The sequence below is a fragment of the Corynebacterium lehmanniae genome, from assembly GCF_043161975.1.
Lineage (GTDB): Bacteria > Actinomycetota > Actinomycetes > Mycobacteriales > Mycobacteriaceae > Corynebacterium > Corynebacterium lehmanniae.
Map to the genome: position 1 here is coordinate 379664 of NZ_CP170998.1, position 17879 is coordinate 397542.

Consider the following 17879-nt stretch of genomic DNA (forward strand, 5'->3'; position numbering starts at 1 on the left):
GCTGCCATGACAGACGTAACAGTGCAGACAGTTGTTGACGCGCTCGAGGCGGCCTACCCGCCCGCGCTTGCCGAGAGCTGGGACCAGGTGGGGCTGATCTGCGGCGACCCGGATGCGAAGGTGACCAAGGTTGCCTTCGCCCTCGACTGCACCCAGGAGGTGGCCGAGCGTGCCGTCGCCGCAGGTGCGCAGCTGCTGGTCGTGCACCACCCGCTGCTGTTGCGCGGCGTGCACTCCGTGGCGGCGAACACCCCGAAGGGCAAGGTCATCCACACTCTGCTGGCCGGCGGCTGCGCGCTGTTCGCCGCGCACACCAACGCCGATTCGGCCCGCCCGGGTGTGTCGGACAAGCTGGCGGAGCTCGTCGGCATCACACCCGGCCGCCCGATCAAGCCGGTGCTCCTAGACGCCACCGACCGCTGGGGCGTGCACGTCCCGCCAGCCGCCGCCGCGGACCTGAAGCGCGCGCTTTTCAGCGTCGGCGCCGGCGCGATCGGCGACTACCGCGAGTGCGCCTTCTCCGTCGAAGGCACCGGCGAGTTCACCCCCGTCGAGGGCGCGAACCCCACCGACGGGGCCGTGGGCACGCACTACACGGGCGACGAGATCCGGATCGAGTTTGTGGCCAGGGCGGGGGACCGCCGGAGGATCGTCGAGAAGCTGCGCGAAGCGCACCCCTACGAAGAACCCGCGTTCGACGTGGTGCAGATGGCCGACACCAGCGACCTCGATAAAGCGACCGGCCTGGGGCGCATCGGAGAACTGCCCGAACCGATGACGCTGCGCGAGTTCACCCAGCAGGTCGCCAACGCGCTGCCCGAGACCGCGTGGGGCGTGCGCGCCGCCGGCGACCCGGACCAAATCGTGCAGAAAGTCGCGGTCTCCTCTGGCTCCGGCGACAGCTTCCTCGCAGATGTGGCGAAGCTCGGCGTGGACGTCTACGTCACCTCCGACCTGCGCCACCACCCCGTGGACGAGCACCTGCGCGCAGGCGGGCCGGCCGTGATCGACACCGCCCACTGGGCCAGCGAGTTTCCCTGGACCGAGCAGGCGGAGAGTATCGTGGCTCCGTTGAGCGTGGACACCGAGATCCTGCACATCCGCACGGACCCGTGGACCATCTCCGCGCACCCCGAGTAAGGAGAAACGATGCACCTTTCCAAAGACCTGCAGCCCGTCCTCCTGCAGCTCGCGCAGGCAGACGCCGCGTCTTCCCAGCCGCGCGTGCGCCCCGAGGAGCAGGAGCTGCAAAAGCTTATCGACGAGCGCAAGCGCCTGACCGACGCCTCCGCCGCAGCCCAACTCGCAGTCGACGACATGGAGCTGGAGATCCTGCGCATCCAGGAAGACGAGCGGAAGCTGAAGAAGCGCGAGCTGGACGACAAGCGCCAGCTGTCCGCCGAGACCGACCCGGAGCGCCGCAAGGACCTCGAGCACGACCGCTACGCCGCGAAGTCCCGCATTGCGGACCTTTTGTCCGAGCTGAAGGAGGCGCACAACGAGATCGCGGCGCTGCGCAACAACCGCGACGTCCACGCTGCCCGCGTTGACGAGGCCAACCGCAAGGTCGAGGCCGCCCAGCGCGCCGTGGATGCCCTGCCGTCCGAGGAGGTCGTTGACGTCGAAGCCCTGCGTGCGCAGTTGCCCGCCGAGGTATTGACGGCCTACGACGAGATTGGCGCCGCCAAGTTCAACGGCCGCGCCTGCGGCGGCTGCTTCATCCAGCTGCCTCCGGCCGAGCGCGCCGAGGTGCTGGCCGAGCCGGAGGACGCGCTGCCGACCTGCCCGAACTGCGGCACGCTGCTGGTGCGGGTCAACCCGGTTACCGACGAGGCGTAAATGCACGTCAAGATGTACTGCGACGGTGGCTCCCGCGGCAACCCGGGTGTTGCCGGTTCCGGCTCCGTGGTCTACGACGCTGACGGGGAGACCCTCGGCGAGATCGCCTACGTGGTGGGCAAGAAATCCACCAACAACGTGGCCGAATACTACGGCCTGGTGCGCGGCCTGGAGGCCTGCCGTGAAGTCGGGGCGACGCGGGTGGACGTGTTCATGGACTCCAAGCTGGTGGTCGAGCAGATGACCGGCCGCTGGAAAATCAAGCACCCGGACATGCAGAAGCTGGCCCGGGAGGCGCGCGACCTCGCGTCGACGTTTGAGAAGGTCACCTACACCTGGGTCCCCCGCGCGAAAAACAAAAAGGCCGACGAGCTTTCCAACGTGGCCATGGATGCCGCTGCCCGCGGCGACGCACCCGGCATCGTCAAAGGCACTGGCGTGTGGGTGGGGGAGAAGCGGGGGGAACCGGAGGACGTCGAGAAGCAAACGCACCAGACCGCAAGCCCCGCGCACTGGGCGGGCGCCGACGCGCCGCGCACCCGGTTCATCCTGCTGCGGCACGGGCAAACCCAGCACTCCGCTGAGCAGCGCTTTTCCGGCGCCGCAGACCCCGAACTGACCGACACCGGCCGCGACCAGGCGCGCCGGGCCGCCAACGCGCTGCGGGGATTCGGGCGCATCGACGCCGTCGTCGCCTCCCCGCAAGCCCGCGCGCAGGGCACGGCCCGCATCGCCGCGGGCGTGTTGGGGCTCGACGTGGTTGTGGAGGAGGGGCTGCGCGAGATCGACTTCGGCGACTTCGAGGGGCTCACCCGCGACGAGGCCGTGGCGCGGGACTCGGCGGCGTTCGACGAGTGGCAGTCCTCGCCGAACAACGCGCCCCCGGGCGGCGAGTCCCTGACCGCGTTGCACCGCCGGGTCACGCGCACGCGGTCGAAGCTGCAGGAACGCTACGAGGGCCAGAACGTGCTGGTGGTCACGCACATGACGCCGGTGAAGTCGTTCGTCCGCCAGGCCCTCGGCGCCGGGCCGGAGCTGTTCAAGCACCTTTTCCTCGACCTGGCCAGCATCAGCGTCGTGGACTACTACGGCGACTTCGGCGTGGTGCGCTGCGTCAACGACGTCGCGCACCACCGCGGGTAGCTAGATGCTTACCCCAGGATGCTTACCGGGGGAGGATGCTTACTCCTAAACGCTTACTTCTCGAGTAACCGCGAGAATTACTCGGCAACGCTCTCGAGGGATAAGCATCCTGGGGTAAGCATCCTCGACCGATGCCCGGCAGTTCCGTTCCAACCGGCGGAAAGCGTATGCTGTACCTCGCGAATGAGCCGGCCGGGCGGCCGCGGCACCGCGAACCACTCCAACCATGGAACAGGCGCGGGTCGAGGAAAGTCCGGACTCCACAGGGCACGGTGGTTGCTAACAGCAACCCGGAGCGATCCGCGGGAAAGTGCAACAGAAAGTAGACCGCCTCGGCAACGAGGTCAGGGTGAAAGGGTGCGGTAAGAGCGCACCGGCATCTGCGGTGACGTAGGTGGCCAGGTAAACCCCACCGGGAGCAAGGCAAGAGCCCCCGTCGCAAGGCGGAGGTCGTCGGATGTAGGCTGCCCGCCCAGTCCGAAGGTAGCTGCTTGAGGCGCCCAGCGATGGGTGGTCCAGATGGATGGTCGCCGCCCCGCAAGGGGAACAGAATCCGGCTCATAGGCCGACTCATTCGCCCTTTTCGTGGCACGATGGCTGCTTATGAAGCTCTACGCCGCGCCCCTGAACTTCCGCTCGATCGCGCGCGAATTCGACGTGCGCACAACGTTCGCGCCTGAGCTGCACACCGAAGCCTCGCAGCTTCGGGACCGCTTTTCGCAGTTGCGTATCGACGCCCGCTCCGTGCCCCTGGTCACCATCGATCCCGTCGGGTCGAAAGACCTGGACCAGGCAGTGCACATCGAGGCGCGCGACGGCGGCGGCTACGTGGTGCGCTACGCCATCGCGGATGTGGCGGCGTTCGTGGATCCCGATTCTGCGGTGGCGGCGGAGTCGCTGGAGCGCGGCCAGACCATCTACCTGCCCGACGAGCCCGCGCGTCTGCACCCGGAGGAGCTGTCGGAGGGCTCTGCCTCACTGCTTCCCGACGTGGACCGGCCCGCCGTGCTCTGGACCTTCGAGCTGGACGGGCGTGGCGAGGTCGACTCCGCGCACGTCGAGCGCGCGCTGGTGCGCTCCGTGGCACGGCTGGATTATGAGGGCGTGCACGAAGACATGCAGGCAGGGACGGTGCACCCGTCGATTGCGCTGTTGGAGGAGGTCGGGCAGTTGCGGCAGCAGTCTTCGCTGCGCAGGCACGCGATCAACCTGCGCCTGCCGTCGGTGCGCGTGGTCGGCGACGGCGACACCTTCGAGCTGGTCATCGAGCCGCGCCACCCGGTCATGGACTACAACTCGGAGATCTCGCTGCTCACCGGCATGGTGGCGGGACGGATGATGGTCGACGCCGGGGTGGGCTTCCTGCGCACGTTGGGTCCGGCGGATGAGGGCGGCGAGGCGGAGTTCCGTCGAGAAGCACGCAACTTGGGCTACGAGGTCGCCGGCGACATCGGCGAGTTTTTGGCCGGCGTGGACGCCGACACCCCGCGCGGGATGGCGGTGATGCGGGAGGCGCAGAAACTGCTGCGCGGGTCCGGCTACGTGGACCTGTCCGAGAAGCAGGCGGAGGTGCACGCCGGCATCGGCGGGTTCTACTCGCACGTCACCGCGCCCCTGCGGCGGCTGATCGACCGCTACGCCACCGAAGTCTGCCTCGCCATCTGCGCCGGTGAGGACGTGCCGGAGTGGGTCGAGCGCGACGCCCCGCGGGTCATCAAGACGATGGGACGGTCCTCCCAGCTCGCCAACACCGTGGAGAAGGCGTGCCTGCACCTAACGGAGGCGACGGTGCTCGAGCCGTGGGTGGGCCACAACTTCGACGGCGTGACGCTGAAGAGCGGGGAGGACGCGGCGCGCGTGTTCATCGTGGACCCGCCGGTGCTCGCGCCGTCTGCGGGCGCGCCCGAGGAAGGCGAGGAGACGAAGTTCTCCCTCGTGCGGGCGGACCCAGCGGCGCGCGAGGTCGGGTTCGCCTGGCCCGCGGATTAGGGGCCCGCGCCTACCCCTCGAGGCGGGCGGGTTCGCCGGCGGCGACCTCCACCACCTCGAACTCGCGCGCCATCGTCGCCGCGAACGCGTCGGCCTCCTGCACCGGCACGAACGCGATCACCGCGTCGGAGGTGCCGATGGCTGCAGGACGGGCGGCGACGGCGCCGCGCTTGCGGGCTAGGGCGACCAGGGCATCGGGGGAAGCCAGGTCGTGGGCCTCAGAAGGCGAGTTGAGCAGCGTAAACAGCTCGTTGGCGCGGCGCGAACGTAGGGCCTTCGCCGCGGCAAGCGAGCGCAGCGTCTCCGATTCGCAGAACGTCACCCAGCGCCGCGCGGCCTCCGGCTCCGGTGCGTCCGAGTCACCCGCGGCGCGGCGGGCCTCGACCCATTGGACGGCGCGGCCGGGGGCGTCGGGAAGCTGGCGCAGCGAGGAGACGCCGAAGTTGGAGCAGGCGGCGTCGATGAACGCGCGGCGCTCAGCGATCGCCTCGCGGGACTGCGTAAACGGCACGCCCAGCTCCTGGGACACGGAAAACACGCGCACGCCGTGGCGCGAGGGGTGCGGCGCCTGGGTCAACGAGCCGTCGGCGTAATCCACCACCGACACGCCCTCGGCCCCGCGCAGCGCCACCGAGTGCCGGGCGCGCAGCACCGGCAGCGACGAGTAGGTGGCCACGGCGTGCGAACAGATCTCCGCGAGCCGGGCACGGAACGGGGCGGTGTCCACGTCGTCGTGCTCGCCGGCCAGCGCCAGCGCGATCGCGGCGTCGGCGGCGTACAGCGCGCCCAAACCTGCGCCGACCGGCACGTCGGATTCCACGGTGATGTCCACGCCAGCGGTGTCGCGGGAGAGCACCTGGCGCTGCACCAGCGTGTGCACCAGCCCCCACCAGCGGCGGGCGAGGCCGTCGGCGGGTTGGTCGTCGTAAGGCAATTGTGCCTTAAACTCCTGGCCGAGCGGGCCGTTGGCTGCAATAGAGATCACGCCGTCCGAACGCGGGTGTACCGACGCGGCCGCGCGCAGCGACGCGGTGCCGGCCAGGGTCACGCCGCCGAAGTGGTCGACGTTTTCACCGATGAGCACCCACGTGCCCGGCGCGGATGCGACACGCCCAGACGCTGCGCTAACGCGCTCCACAGGGGACTTGGAGGGGGTTTCAAACAATGCCATGTCACGCTCCTTTTAACCGCCACCACACTACCAACCGCCCCGGTACAGTCGGACGGGTAAACAAACCACGAAAGGAACGAAAATGGCAGACGAGCAGTTCTACTACAACCCGTCCACCGGCGAGGTCACCCAGGGCAAGGAAGCCGCCTGGGACAACCGCATGGGCCCCTACGCCACCCGCGAGGAGGCCGAGTCCGCGCTGCAGATTGCCGCGCAGCGCAACAAGAGCGCCGACAACCAGGACGAGGCGGACGACAACTGGGGCGAGGCCCCGTCCTGGGAGAAGTAGCCCGCCGAGGAACTACGGCTTGATCTTCTTAAACGCCTTGCGCACCTCGCGCACGGCCTCGTCGTAACCGCTTAAAGCCTGCTCCCCGCGGTCGAGTTCGCGCTGGTAGAGCATGCCGTAGGCGAAGGTGTCCTCGCCGCGCTCGCGGGCCTCCTCGGCAAGCCGCTGGATGCGGTCGCGCGAGGTCACGGCGTCCTGGAAATCGCCCAGCTTGGATTGAAGCGCCTTGCACGCCTTCGCCAGCCGCCCCGCCTTCAACCCGGCGTCGGCCGCGGCGTTGGCGGAGTACCGCAGCTTCTTCGCGGCCTTGCGCACGTCGTGGACGTAGTCTTCGCGCTCGTGCAGCGGCAGGTCGGTGTCGTGGTAGTGCTCGTCGACCTTGTCGTGGCGCTTCTTCAGCTTCTTGTAGCCGCGTTTCAGGTGGTCGTAGAGGACCTCCTTCGACTCCGCCGGGGTGTCCTCAGACACCTCTTGCTTTGCGACGGGCGGCTCGGCCAACAACCCATCGATCGCGTCCAGCAGATCCATGAAGCGCTGCGAGTCGAGCATGGCCACGATCTCGGCGTGGGCCTCGTTGTAGTCGCGGCGCATATCGCCGGCGATGTGCGCGCGGGCGGCGTCGTCCACCAGCCCGGACTCGTCCGAATCCAACAGCTCTAAGAAGCGCTCTTCCACCACCTCGGCGTCGCGGGCCACGCCCAAAACGCCGGCGGCGTGCTTGAGCTCGTCTTCAAGCGCGCCGAGCTGCTCGCCCTCCAAAACACCCTCGAACGTCTCCAGCAGGGAGCGCATCTCGCGGGTTGCCACGCGCAGCTGGTGCACCGAGTCGTACTCGTCGGCGCGCACGCGCGGCTCCCACGAAACGATGGCGTCGCGCTGCTTGCGCAGGGAATCCACCACGGCGGCGGCTGGGGAGTCCGCCTCAAGCTCTGCCTGCATGTGCGGCGGCAGGGGAGCGGTCTTCACCGAATCGCCCAACGCGGTGGCCAGCTTCGACGGCGAGGACGACTTGCGCGCGCCCGCCGAGATCAAAAAGCTCGTGCCCTGGTTAATCAGCGTCTCGCCCGCCTCGGTGCCGGCGAGCGCCTCGGCCAGCTCGAGCTCCCACTCGCGCCAATTGGTGCGCTCGCCGCCGGGAAGCAGCGACCAGGCGGTGACGTGGTCGTCGCAGAACTCCGCGACAGCGCCTTCGGCGCCGGAAAGCAAAATCTCAACCCGGCGGTTGTCCACCTGCGCCACCGGCGCCAGCTCCTCGGTGCGCACAATCGAGCGCACCTGGGCCAAAAGTTCCTCGGGCACGGCCGAAGGGTCGTCGAGAGGCATCCGCACCTCGTTGCGGCCGCCCTCCTTCGGCAACTTCAGGTGCCAGCCGTCATCCGCCCCGCCGGTGCGGCGGCGTAGCGTGATCTTGGATCGCGTCAGGCGCAGATCCTTCGTGTCGTAGTACACGGCGGAGAGGTTGTGCTCGCGCATGCTCGCAATCTCCTCCACGCCGGGCAGTTGCGTCAGGTCCGGCATGCCGGTGCCCTCGTCCACCGCGAGTTTGATTTCCACCTCGAGGAACTGCTCGGGTGCTTGTGCAGCCATGATCGTTGTCCTCCTTCAATGGTTTGTTGCTACCAAGCTTAGCCTGCCTATCGACGTCCAAAGGCCCGCTACAGTTGAGCAGCATGAGCGCCCAAACCGACAACGTGCTGCGAATGGTGGAGCAGCAGGACATCGCCTTCATCCGCCTCTGGTTCACCGACATCTTCGGCTCGCTGAAAACCGTGATGATGTCGCCGGCGGAGCTGGAAAGCGCCTTCGAGGAGGGCGTGGGCTTCGACGGCTCCTCCATCGAGGGGTTTTCCCGCGTCTCCGAGTCCGACACCCTGTTGCGCCCCGACCCGTCGACGTACCAGCCGTTGCCGTTCGACGAAGAGGCGGGCCTGCAAACCGCGCGCATGTTCTGCGACATCACCATGCCCGACGGCGACCCGCTTTTCGCCGACCCGCGCCAGGTGCTGCGCCGCCAGATCACCAACGCCCGCGACATGGGCTTCGAGTTCGTGGCCAGCCCGGAGATCGAGTTCTACGTGGTCAAACCCGGCCAGGGCGACCAGCCGCCCACCCCGGCGGACAAGGGCGGCTACTTCGACCAGGCCAAACGCAACGAGGCGCCGAAGTTGCGCCGCATGGCCGTCTCCGCCTTGGAGTACATGGGTATTGTCACCGAGTTTTCCCACCACGAGGGCTCGCCGGGCCAGCAGGAGATCGACCTGCGCCACACCGACGCGCTGACCATGGCCGACAACATTGTCACCTTCCGCTACATCGTGAAGACCGTCGCGGAGATGAACGGCGTGCACGCCACGTTCATGCCCAAGCCGTTCAAGGACCTCGAGGGCTCGGCAATGCACACCCACTTCTCCCTGTTCGAGGGCGACACCAACGCCTTCCACGACCCGGACGACGAGATCAGCCTGTCCAAAACCGGCCGCCAGTTCATCGCCGGTATCATCGAGCACGCGGGCGAGATCTCCGCGGTGACCAACCAGTGGGTCAACTCGTATAAGCGCCTGCAGTTCGGCTCCGAGGCGCCCACCGCCGCCACCTGGGGTATTTCCAACCGCTCCGCCATGGTGCGCGTGCCCACCTACCGCCTGCACAAGGCGGATTCGCGCCGGGCGGAGGTGCGCTCGCTGGACTCGGCGTGCAACCCCTACCTGGCGTTCGCTGCAGTGCTCGCCGCAGGCCTGAAGGGCATCGAAGAGGGCTACGAGCTGGATGAGCCCGCCCGCGACGACGTGTTCGCCCTAACCCGCCGCGAGCGCCGCGCCATGGGCTACCGGGACCTGCCCAACTCGCTGGACCAGGCGCTGCGCCAGATGGAGCGCTCCGAGTTTATGGCCGAGGTCCTCGGCGAGCAGGTCTTCGAGTTCTTCCTGCGCGCCAAGTGGGACGAGTGGCACGACTACACCGCCCAGATCACACCCTGGGAGATCGATACGGGGATTGACCTGTGATTTCACCCGCTAAGCTCGGACTGACCAGCCCGCGCGCAGCAGAGGACATCGAGGAGCTTTCGCTTATCGACGAAGCTTCGCTCTACACCCTCGCCGGCGCAAGCGACCCGGACCTGGCGCTCAACAACGCCCACCGGCTCTTTGACGCGCTTGGAAGCGGCTGGGCGCAGCTGCTCGAGGCGCTGCGCGACTTTCCCGTCTTCCGCACCCGGTTGTTCGCGCTGCTGGGCGGATCCACCGCGCTGTCGGACCACCTGATTGCGCACCCGCAGCAGTGGCGTCTGCTGCTCGAGGACTTACCGGACGAGGCTGAGCTGTACCGCACCATGCTTTCCGCCGTGGGGGTCGACGCTGACGGTCCGGGGTTGTATAAGGCGGGGGAAGGCGAAGTTCACGTCGCTAAGCAAAAGCTCCGCGCCACCCACCGCGACCTGGTGATGCGCATCGCCGCCGCCGACCTCGCCGGCACGTTCGCCGCGGTCAAGGGCTACGGCGAGGGCGAATCCATGAGCTACAGCTACACCACCGAGCGGCTCACCTGGCTCGCGGACGCGGCGCTGACGGCCGCGCTCGCGGTGGCGGTGCGCGACGTCTACGGCGACGAGGAACCGGACGCGCAGCTAGCCGTGATCGCCATGGGCAAGTGCGGCGCCGGCGAGTTGAACTACATCTCCGACGTCGACGTGGTGTTCGTGGCCGAGCCCGCCTCGCCGAAGATCACGCGCGTGGCCGCGGAGATGATGCGCATCGGCTCCGCGTGCTTTTTCGACGTGGACGCGAACCTGCGGCCGGAAGGCGCCTCCGGCGCGCTGGTGCGCACGCTGGAATCGCACCAGGCGTACTACCGGAAATGGGCCGAGACCTGGGAGTTCCAGGCGCTTCTGAAGGCGCGGCCGCAGACCGGGACCATGGAGTTGGGGCGGGCGTACTCCGAGGCGATCGCGCCGCTGGTGTGGGAGGCCTCCCAGCGCGACTCCTTCGTCGAGGACGTCCAGGCAATGCGCCGGCGCGTGTTGGAAAACGTCCCGGCCGAGGTGCGACGCCGCGAGCTGAAACTCGGGCCCGGCGGGCTTCGCGACGTCGAGTTCGCCGTGCAGCTTCTGCAACTCGTGCACGGGCGCATCGACGACACCCTGCGCGCCCGCAACACCTTGGAGGCACTCACTGCCCTGGCTAAGGCCGGATACGTCGGCCGCGACGACGCGCGCGTGCTCACCGAGGCCTACGAGTTTTTGCGCCTGTTGGAACACCGGCTGCAGCTGCAGCGCTTCAAACGCACCCACCAGCTGCCCGAGCCGGACGACGAAAAGCGCAACCGCTGGCTCGCCCGCGCCGCCGGGTTCACCGCCAACCACCGCGGCACCGCCCCGGACGCGATGTACCGCGAGCTCAAACGCGTGCGCCGCGACGTCTCCGACCTGCACGAGCGGCTGTTCTACCGCCCGCTGCTCGGCGCGGTGGCCGACATGTCCGTCGGCGAGGCCACCCTCTCCGCCGACGCGGTGAAAGCCCAGCTCGCCGCGCTCGGCTACCGCCACCCGGCGCGCGCCTTCGACCACCTCTCCGCGCTGGTCAAGGGCACCTCGCGCAAGGCCAAGCTGCAGGCGATCCTGCTGCCGTCGCTGATGCACTGGCTCGCGGACACCGCCGACCCCGGCCAGGGGCTGTTGAACTACCGCAAGCTTTCGGACGCCGCCGTGGACCGCAGCTGGTTTCTCCGCATGCTGCGCGACGAGGGCGTGGCGTCGCAACGCCTCATGCATATCCTGGGCACCTCGCCGTACGCCTCCGACCTCATCATTTCCGCGCCCGACGTGGTCAAACTCCTCGGCGACGGCTCCAACGGCCCCCGGCTGCTCGACGCCGCCCCCGACCAGGTCCACAAAGCCATCCTCGCCTCCGCCAAGCGCCACCAGGCCGACCCGGACAAGGCCGTCGCCGTGGCGCGCTCCCTGCGCCGCGCGGAGCTCGCCCGCATCGCGTCCGCCGACCTGCTCGGCTTCATGGAGCCGCGCCAGGTCTGCCTCGAGCTGACCTACGTGTGGGAGGCCGTGCTTGAGGCCGCACTTCGCGCCGAGGTGTACGCCGATCTCGCATCCTCGCCTTACGACGAGCCTCCCGCCCGCATCGCCGTCATCGGCATGGGCCGCCTCGGCGGCGCCGAACTCGGCTACGGCTCCGACGCCGACGTGATGATCGTCGCCGAGCCGAGCGAGGGGTCCGACGGAGGAAGCGACGCGATCGCGTGGGCGGCGAAAATCGTCGACCAGATGCGCGCCCGCCTGTCCAAGCCCTCCGGCGACCCGCCCCTCGAGGTGGATCTGGGCCTGCGCCCCGAGGGCCGCTCCGGCGCGGTGGTGCGCACCATCGCCAGCTACGAGCGCTACTACCGCGAGTGGGGCGAGGTCTGGGAGCGCCAGGCGCTGCTGCGCGCGGCCGTCGTCGCCGGGGACCGCGGCGTGGGCGACGCGTTTTTGGAGGCCATCGACGCCTTCCGCTACCCAGCCGGCGGCGCCAAGCCTTCCGACATCCGCGAGATCCGCCGCATCAAAGCCCGCGTGGACAACGAGCGCCTGCCCCGCGGCGCCGACCGCGCCACCCACACCAAGCTCGGCCGCGGCGCGCTCGCGGACGTCGAGTGGACCGTGCAGCTATTGACCATGCAGCACGCCCACACCCACGAGGAGCTGCGCACCCCGTCCACCCTCGACGCGCTGGACTTCCTCGTCGAGCTCGACGACCCGTCCGTCATCCGTGGCTCGCACGCCGAGATACTGCGCACCGCGTGGCTCACCGCCACCCGCGCCCGCAACGCCATCGTGCTCGTGACCGGCAAGCGCACCGACCAACTTCCCGCGCCGGGCCCGCAGCTCGCGCAGGTCGCGGGCTCGGCCGGCTACGACCCCGACGACCAGCAGGAGTTCTTAGAGGACTACCTGCGCATCACCCGCCACGCCCACAAGGTGGTCGAGGAGGTGTTCTGGGGAGAGGTGCCGTCGCACGAGTTCGATTAGGCAATATGCTCGGGGTCATGGCAGTGAACATGACCATCGACCTGAACAACGCCACCTTCGCAGACCTGGTTGCGCTGGTGGACGCCGCGCGCGTGGCCGGCGTCGACCCCAAGACCGGGCTGGAGCTCGACGGCGAGACGCTGAGCATCACCGTCGAGCCGACTACCCGCACGCCCGCGCGCGAGCAGGCGCCCGAGAAGGAGCGCACCGTGCCGCCGCTCGGCGACGCCGCGATTCGCTCGGTGGTGGATATTTTGACCGGCCGACAGGAACCGCCCCGCCGGTAGGGGCTTCCGCTGCTGGTCAATCGAGTGTAAAAATATTCACATGAGCGGATCAGTAATCAGTCTTCGCGTAGACGAAGACCAGAAGAGGCGATTGGACGCGCTTGCCCGGCGCACGGGCCGCCCAGCCTCTTATTACGTGCGCGAAGCGCTGAGTGCGCACCTCGCGGAGCTGGAGTACGTCGACGTGCTTGAAGCGGAAGCCGATGCGATTCGGCGTGGCGAGCTTCCAACCATCTCCCTCGAGGAGCTAGAGAATGAGCTCGGATTGGCGGATTGAGTTTTCGCCACGTGCAGCGAAATCGTTTCGCAAACTCGACCGAGGCGAGCAGAAACGGATTCAAAGTTTTCTCCACCGACTTCGAGCCGCTTCCGACCCACGGGGAAGTGGCAAAGCTCTGGTGGGCACCAAACGGGGGTTGTGGCGCTGGCGGGTGGGGGACTACCGAATCATCGCAGACATCGTGGACGACAAAGTCCTGATTATGCTGATCGATATCGGCCACCGATCGTCCGTCTACAAGCACTAGTTGCCCTCCGCGGCTGTAAGTATATCCCCGGATCAGGCCGGGCAGAGGCACCCATGACGTAGACTGCGCGGGGTGGACTACATCTCAACTCGCGACGCATCGGCGCAGCCGCGCTCCTTCACAGACATCCTGCTCACAGGCTTAAGCCCCGACGGCGGCCTGTTCATGCCGGCGGTGTACCCGTCCATCACCCCGGACCTTCTGAGCGAGTGGCGCGAGCTTTTGCTTCACGACGGCTACGCTGCTCTCGCCGCCGAAGTGCTGAAGCTTTACGTCGACGACATCCCCGAGGCGGACCTCGAGACCATCGCGCGCCGAGCGTACCGCACCCCCGTCTTCGCCGACGAGGAGATCGTGCCGGTGACCCGCCTGAACGACACGCTGCACATCGGCCACCTGTCCGAGGGTCCGACCGCCGCGTTCAAGGACATGGCGATGCAGCTGCTCGGCGAGCTGTTCGAGTACGAGCTGGCCCGCCGCGGTGAGGAGATCAACATCCTGGGCGCGACCTCGGGCGACACTGGCTCGTCGGCCGAGTACGCGATGCGCGGGCGCGACGGCATCCGCGTGTTCATGCTCACCCCGGCCGGGCGCATGACGCCGTTCCAGCAGGCGCAGATGTTTGGGCTGGACGACCCGAACATCTTCAACATCGCCCTGGACGGCGTGTTCGACGACTGCCAAGACGTGGTCAAGGCCGTCAGCGCGGACGCGGGGTTTAAGTCGAAGTACTCCATAGGCGCGGTGAACTCCATCAACTTCGCGCGCCTGCTCGCGCAGGTGGTGTACTACATCGCGACCTACCTGAAGGTCACCGAGACCAACGACGAGCGCGTCTCGTTCTGCGTGCCCACCGGCAACTTCGGCAACGTGTGCGCGGGCCACATCGCGAAGCAGATGGGCCTGCCCATCGACCGCCTCATCGTGGCCACCAACGAAAACGACGTGCTCCACGACTTCTTCGCGCGCGGCGAGTACCGCCCCCGCTCCGCCGCGGAGACCTACGCGACGTCCTCGCCGTCGATGGACATTTCGAAGGCGTCCAACTTTGAGCGGATGCTTTTCGACGCCACGTTGCGCGACTCCGACCTCACCCGCGAGCTGTTCGCCAACAGGGTGAAAGACGGCGGCTTCGCTGCCACCGATCTGGGCGGGGAAGAGGCGATGGAGCGCATCCGCGGCGAGTTCGGCTTCGCCTCCGGCACTTCCACCCACGCCGACCGGGTGGCCACCATCAAGCGCGTGCACGACGAGTTCGGCGTGCTGGTGGACCCGCACACCGCCGACGGCGTGTTCGTCGCCAAGCAGCTTGCGGACGAAGTGGACACCCCGATCGTGGTGCTGGAAACTGCGCTGCCGGTGAAGTTCGCCGACACGATCGCCGAGGCGATCGGCAAGGCGCCGGAGGTGCCGGAGCGCTTCGCCGGCATCATGGACGCGGAGCGCCACGTGACCGACCTGCCCAACGACGCTGAGGCCGTCAAGGCGTTTATCGCCGAGGCCATCGAGGGCACTAACGTCTAGGGCACACCAAGGAAGGAGTGGGCGCGCATGGCACAGGAGCAGTTCGCAGGCCCGGAGCACTACACCGACTTCGACCCGGAGAAGTTCATCCGGGACATGAAGATCATGGCCGAAGAGAAGGAGAAGGACGGCGAGTCCGGCGACGAGGGCTCGGCGGTTGACGCCTCCGAGTAGCCAGGGCGGTTCAGCCAAGCGCTACCAGCCCGAGCAGGGCCCGCAGTGGCGCTTCCCGGACATGCCCGGAGAGCCAGCGCCGCAGCGGCAGCAGTACCCGCAGCACCCGCTGAAGTTCCCCGACATGCCGGGCCCCGGCTCCACGGCTCGGGCGCGTCGCAGCGGGCTGCAGACGGGCGGGTGGATCACCGTCATCGTCGCGACGGCGATGATCGTGGGCATCGTGGTGTGGCTGGGCCTGAACGCGTCGAAGGTCCCCACCGGCACGGTGGAGGAGCGCGAGGCGCTGTCCGAGGTGCAAACGCCTGACGACGACGCTCCCGCGCCGGAGAACGAAAACAACGTGCTCGTGCCCGCGTTCGCCCCCTGGGCACCGGGGACGAAGATCCAGACCACGGACCACCGCCCGGCGCCCGGGGAGCATTTCACGGCGCAGTCGTGCACCGCGGCGTTTTCGTTTACCGGCAAGGACGGCCGGGCGTATGCGGTGACCGCCGGCCACTGCGGCCGCGAAGGCGACCTGGTGTGGCCCACCAACGCCTCCACCGCCTTCGACTACGCCTCCGAGGTCGGCCACTTCATTTTCTCCGGGCTGTATTCGCAGAACACCCCGGAGACGGAGGGCGCGGACGTCGGCATCATCGAGATCACGGACCCGGACCGGTTCATGGACATGGTCGGCGTGCCGATACCGACTGGGATCGGGGAGGGCCTTGGGCCCGTCGATAGGGTGTGCAAAACGGGCGCGACCACGGGCTACACGTGTGGCGATTTCGAGGACACTGAGCGGGTGCAGATAGTCAACCTCGACCCCGGCGTGGAGGACGAGACCTTCGGCGACATCGCCGCCGTGTGCGCCGCCTCCGGCGACTCGGGTGGGCCGGTGTTCGCCGACGTCAACGGCCGAGCCACCGTCATCGGCGTCGTCTCCGGCACGGAAGCCGGCCGCGCGGGCGAGGAGTGCTACGAGGGCATGGAGGATCCGCACCTGATGAGCTACTCCAACGTCAATCAGGTCATGGCCGTGATCCGTCACGCGGTGCCGGACGCGGAGTTTATTCCCCGGCGTTGGTGACAGGGTTGGCGAGCAGCGGCCAGCGCTTGAGGTGCTCGCCGGTTTCCTTGTCGTTGTCCACCACCACGACCTCGTCGTCGGTGTAGCCGTTGAACGTCACGCGGTCGATCTCGTCGGGGCGCTCCACATCGAGCCACCGCTTCGACAGCGCGTCGGCGTCGTCCACGTCCATCCAGTTTAGGGTGATCACGCGGAAGTGGTTGTGCGACGCGTAGTCCACAAACGACACCGAATCGGCGCCCTCTGCCACGCCGAAATCGATGTACTGGGCGAGGGTCTCCGGAGGCAGCGTCGAGAAGCAAAAGCCCCAGAAGTTAAAGCGCATCCCGCTTTTCGACGTCAACGTCACCGTATCCAGACAATTCTGCTCCAGCAGACGCGACAGGTGGCCCGCGATCTCGGTGGAGTCGTCGAGGGCGCCGTCCACGACGTCGCCGCGCATCATCGCTCCCGAGTTCGTCTCGCCCACGCGCACGTTGTCGATCAGGTTCGGTCGGATGCTCGCCGCGACGTTGCCCGGATCCGCCGGCGCCGGGTTGAACGGGCGCTCCGGCTGCGGCAGCTCCGCGGCCGCCGGGGAGCTCGCCGTGGTGCGGCTCGCCGCCATCGCCACCCCGAAAATCACCAGGATGACCAGCGCGCCGTACGCCGCGACGAACAGGGGCGCGGGGACGCGTCTGACCCAGGGCTGCTTGTCGGAAACGGCGGTGCTCATAATTTCAGGGATTGTACACTTGCCACCATGCCTATCCCGGAGTTCATCGTGGAAACCCGCAAGAAAATCGGCACCGACCTGATGTGGGTGCCCGCCGTGTGCGCCGTCGTGCTTCGCGACGCCACCGATGCGTCACCGTGGGCCGTCCCCGAGGTGCTGCTGGTGCGCCGCGCCGACAACGGCGAGTGGACACCTGTGACCGGGATCGCGGACCCGGGCGAAGAGCCGCACGTCGCCGCGGTGCGCGAGGTGCTGGAGGAAACCGGCGTGCGGGTGACCGCCGCGGCGATTTTGGGCGTCGGCGCGCACGGCCCGGTCACCCACGCGAACGGGGATAAGGCCAGCTACATGACGGTGCAATTGCGCTGCGAGCCGCTCGACCCCACCGCGGAACCGGTGATCGGCGACGATGAGAACACCGAAGCCGGCTGGTTCCCCATCTCCCAGATGCCGGTGCGCGACCCGAAGTGGCGCCTGGCCATCGCGGACGCCGCCTCGCAACGCCGCCACCCGGGCAGCTTCGCGCCGCGCATGGGGCTGACCAAGCGGTGAGGCTCGGCGTCGACGTCTCGGAGCACCAGGCCGGGCTCGACGTTTCCCGCTTCGACTTCGTCATCGCCCGCGCCACCGACGGCACGTACCAGGACGCTGCGTTTTCGTCGTTCGCCCCTTTCGCGACCGCGGCGTACCACTTCCTGCGCGCCCCCTCCGAAGGGACCACCATTGCGGCGCAGGTGTCGGCCGCGCTCGAGGTTCTCGGGGGCCGCCGCTTGCCTCTGTGGCTCGACGTCGAGTCCCCCGCGGGGCTTTCGCTTCTCGACGTCCGCTCCGCCCACCACTCCTTCTCCTCCGCAGGCGTCGAAGTAGCTGGAGTCTACACGAACGCCTGGTACTGGCGGCGGCACATGCTGTTCGCGGACGTGGCCGAGTTCGGTGCGCTGTGGCTGGCGCAGTGGGGCTCGAACCCGGTGGTCGACGTTTCGACGCCTTTGGACGTGGGGGCGTGGCCGCGCCCCGTCGGCCTTCCAACGCCCACAGTGTGGCAGTTCACCTCGCGCGGCCGCGTAGACGGGACGGACGTAGATTTAAATTTGGCCCTGTGAACTGCGCTTTGTGAATTTCTCAGG

Annotated in this window: 18 protein-coding genes and 1 other RNA gene; 16 read left to right on the forward strand and 3 right to left on the reverse strand. The window is 68.1% G+C overall.

Going from position 1 to position 17879, the window contains the following annotated elements; all coding sequences use genetic code 11:
• Positions 1-6: 6 nt before the first annotated feature.
• From ACF3NP_RS01840 to ACF3NP_RS01860, 5 genes are all read left to right on the forward strand, one after another.
• A complete protein-coding gene (locus ACF3NP_RS01840) occupies positions 7-1140 on the forward strand; it encodes a Nif3-like dinuclear metal center hexameric protein (RefSeq protein ID WP_181888796.1) in 1134 nt (377 codons plus the stop codon).
• A gap of 9 nt (positions 1141-1149) precedes the next feature.
• The gene (locus ACF3NP_RS01845; protein ID WP_181888795.1) at positions 1150-1839 is read left to right on the forward strand and encodes a zinc ribbon domain-containing protein; all 690 of its coding nucleotides are present in this window, start codon (positions 1150-1152) and stop codon (positions 1837-1839) included.
• The gene (locus ACF3NP_RS01850; protein ID WP_181888794.1) at positions 1840-2982 is read left to right on the forward strand and encodes a bifunctional RNase H/acid phosphatase; all 1143 of its coding nucleotides are present in this window, start codon (positions 1840-1842) and stop codon (positions 2980-2982) included. It begins immediately after the preceding gene.
• 184 nt (positions 2983-3166) lie between these two features.
• An RNA gene (gene rnpB / locus ACF3NP_RS01855) (RNase P RNA component class A) lies at positions 3167-3559 on the forward strand.
• 26 nt (positions 3560-3585) lie between these two features.
• Positions 3586-4971, forward strand: a complete 1386-nt coding sequence (locus tag ACF3NP_RS01860) for an RNB domain-containing ribonuclease (RefSeq protein ID WP_181888793.1) — start codon at positions 3586-3588, stop codon at positions 4969-4971.
• 10 nt (positions 4972-4981) lie between these two features.
• Here ACF3NP_RS01860 and ACF3NP_RS01865 read toward each other — a convergent pair whose 3' ends face one another.
• Positions 4982-6142, reverse strand: a complete 1161-nt coding sequence (locus ACF3NP_RS01865) for a galactokinase family protein (protein ID WP_392398883.1) — start codon at positions 6140-6142, stop codon at positions 4982-4984.
• 82 nt (positions 6143-6224) lie between these two features.
• Here ACF3NP_RS01865 and ACF3NP_RS01870 point away from each other — a divergent pair, with 82 nt between their 5' ends.
• Complete coding sequence (locus tag ACF3NP_RS01870) at positions 6225-6431, forward strand: hypothetical protein (protein WP_181888791.1); 207 nt, start codon at positions 6225-6227, stop codon at positions 6429-6431.
• 12 nt (positions 6432-6443) lie between these two features.
• On the opposite strand, the gene ACF3NP_RS01875 is transcribed toward ACF3NP_RS01870, so the two are convergent.
• Entirely contained in the window at positions 6444-8018 is a 1575-nt protein-coding gene (locus tag ACF3NP_RS01875) for a CYTH and CHAD domain-containing protein (protein ID WP_181888790.1), read from the reverse strand.
• A gap of 83 nt (positions 8019-8101) precedes the next feature.
• Here ACF3NP_RS01875 and ACF3NP_RS01880 point away from each other — a divergent pair, with 83 nt between their 5' ends.
• From ACF3NP_RS01880 to ACF3NP_RS01915, 8 genes are all read left to right on the forward strand, one after another.
• A complete protein-coding gene (locus ACF3NP_RS01880; RefSeq protein WP_181888789.1) occupies positions 8102-9436 on the forward strand; it encodes a glutamine synthetase family protein in 1335 nt (444 codons plus the stop codon).
• Positions 9433-12450 (forward strand): bifunctional [glutamine synthetase] adenylyltransferase/[glutamine synthetase]-adenylyl-L-tyrosine phosphorylase, encoded by a 3018-nt coding sequence (locus ACF3NP_RS01885; protein ID WP_392398884.1) that lies wholly within the window; start codon positions 9433-9435, stop codon positions 12448-12450. The genes ACF3NP_RS01880 and ACF3NP_RS01885 overlap by 4 nt, the downstream gene beginning before the upstream one ends.
• 17 nt (positions 12451-12467) lie before the next feature.
• Positions 12468-12737 (forward strand): hypothetical protein, encoded by a 270-nt coding sequence (locus tag ACF3NP_RS01890; protein ID WP_070473614.1) that lies wholly within the window; start codon positions 12468-12470, stop codon positions 12735-12737.
• 40 nt (positions 12738-12777) lie between these two features.
• On the forward strand, positions 12778-13014 hold the full coding sequence (gene relB / locus ACF3NP_RS01895; protein ID WP_070473584.1) for a type II toxin-antitoxin system RelB family antitoxin: 237 nt from the start codon (positions 12778-12780) through the stop codon (positions 13012-13014).
• Positions 12992-13264 (forward strand): type II toxin-antitoxin system RelE family toxin, encoded by a 273-nt coding sequence (locus tag ACF3NP_RS01900; RefSeq protein WP_070473586.1) that lies wholly within the window; start codon positions 12992-12994, stop codon positions 13262-13264. The genes relB and ACF3NP_RS01900 overlap by 23 nt, the downstream gene beginning before the upstream one ends.
• A 72-nt stretch (positions 13265-13336) precedes the next feature.
• The gene (gene thrC, locus ACF3NP_RS01905; RefSeq protein WP_181888787.1) at positions 13337-14788 is read left to right on the forward strand and encodes a threonine synthase; all 1452 of its coding nucleotides are present in this window, start codon (positions 13337-13339) and stop codon (positions 14786-14788) included.
• A gap of 27 nt (positions 14789-14815) precedes the next feature.
• Positions 14816-14962, forward strand: a complete 147-nt coding sequence (locus ACF3NP_RS01910) for a hypothetical protein (protein ID WP_181888786.1) — start codon at positions 14816-14818, stop codon at positions 14960-14962.
• The gene (locus ACF3NP_RS01915; protein WP_236883412.1) at positions 14946-16037 is read left to right on the forward strand and encodes a S1 family peptidase; all 1092 of its coding nucleotides are present in this window, start codon (positions 14946-14948) and stop codon (positions 16035-16037) included. The genes ACF3NP_RS01910 and ACF3NP_RS01915 overlap by 17 nt, the downstream gene beginning before the upstream one ends.
• On the opposite strand, the gene ACF3NP_RS01920 is transcribed toward ACF3NP_RS01915, so the two are convergent.
• Complete coding sequence (locus ACF3NP_RS01920) at positions 16018-16752, reverse strand: hypothetical protein (protein ID WP_181888785.1); 735 nt, start codon at positions 16750-16752, stop codon at positions 16018-16020. The two genes, ACF3NP_RS01915 and ACF3NP_RS01920, sit on opposite strands and share 20 nt — an antisense overlap.
• A gap of 27 nt (positions 16753-16779) precedes the next feature.
• Here ACF3NP_RS01920 and ACF3NP_RS01925 point away from each other — a divergent pair, with 27 nt between their 5' ends.
• Together ACF3NP_RS01925 and ACF3NP_RS01930 are read left to right on the forward strand one after the other, a co-directional pair.
• A complete protein-coding gene (locus ACF3NP_RS01925) occupies positions 16780-17304 on the forward strand; it encodes an NUDIX hydrolase (protein WP_181888784.1) in 525 nt (174 codons plus the stop codon).
• On the forward strand, positions 17301-17855 hold the full coding sequence (locus ACF3NP_RS01930) for a GH25 family lysozyme (RefSeq protein ID WP_181888783.1): 555 nt from the start codon (positions 17301-17303) through the stop codon (positions 17853-17855). Before ACF3NP_RS01925 ends, ACF3NP_RS01930 begins: the two co-directional genes overlap by 4 nt.
• Positions 17856-17879: the final 24 nt, after the last annotated feature.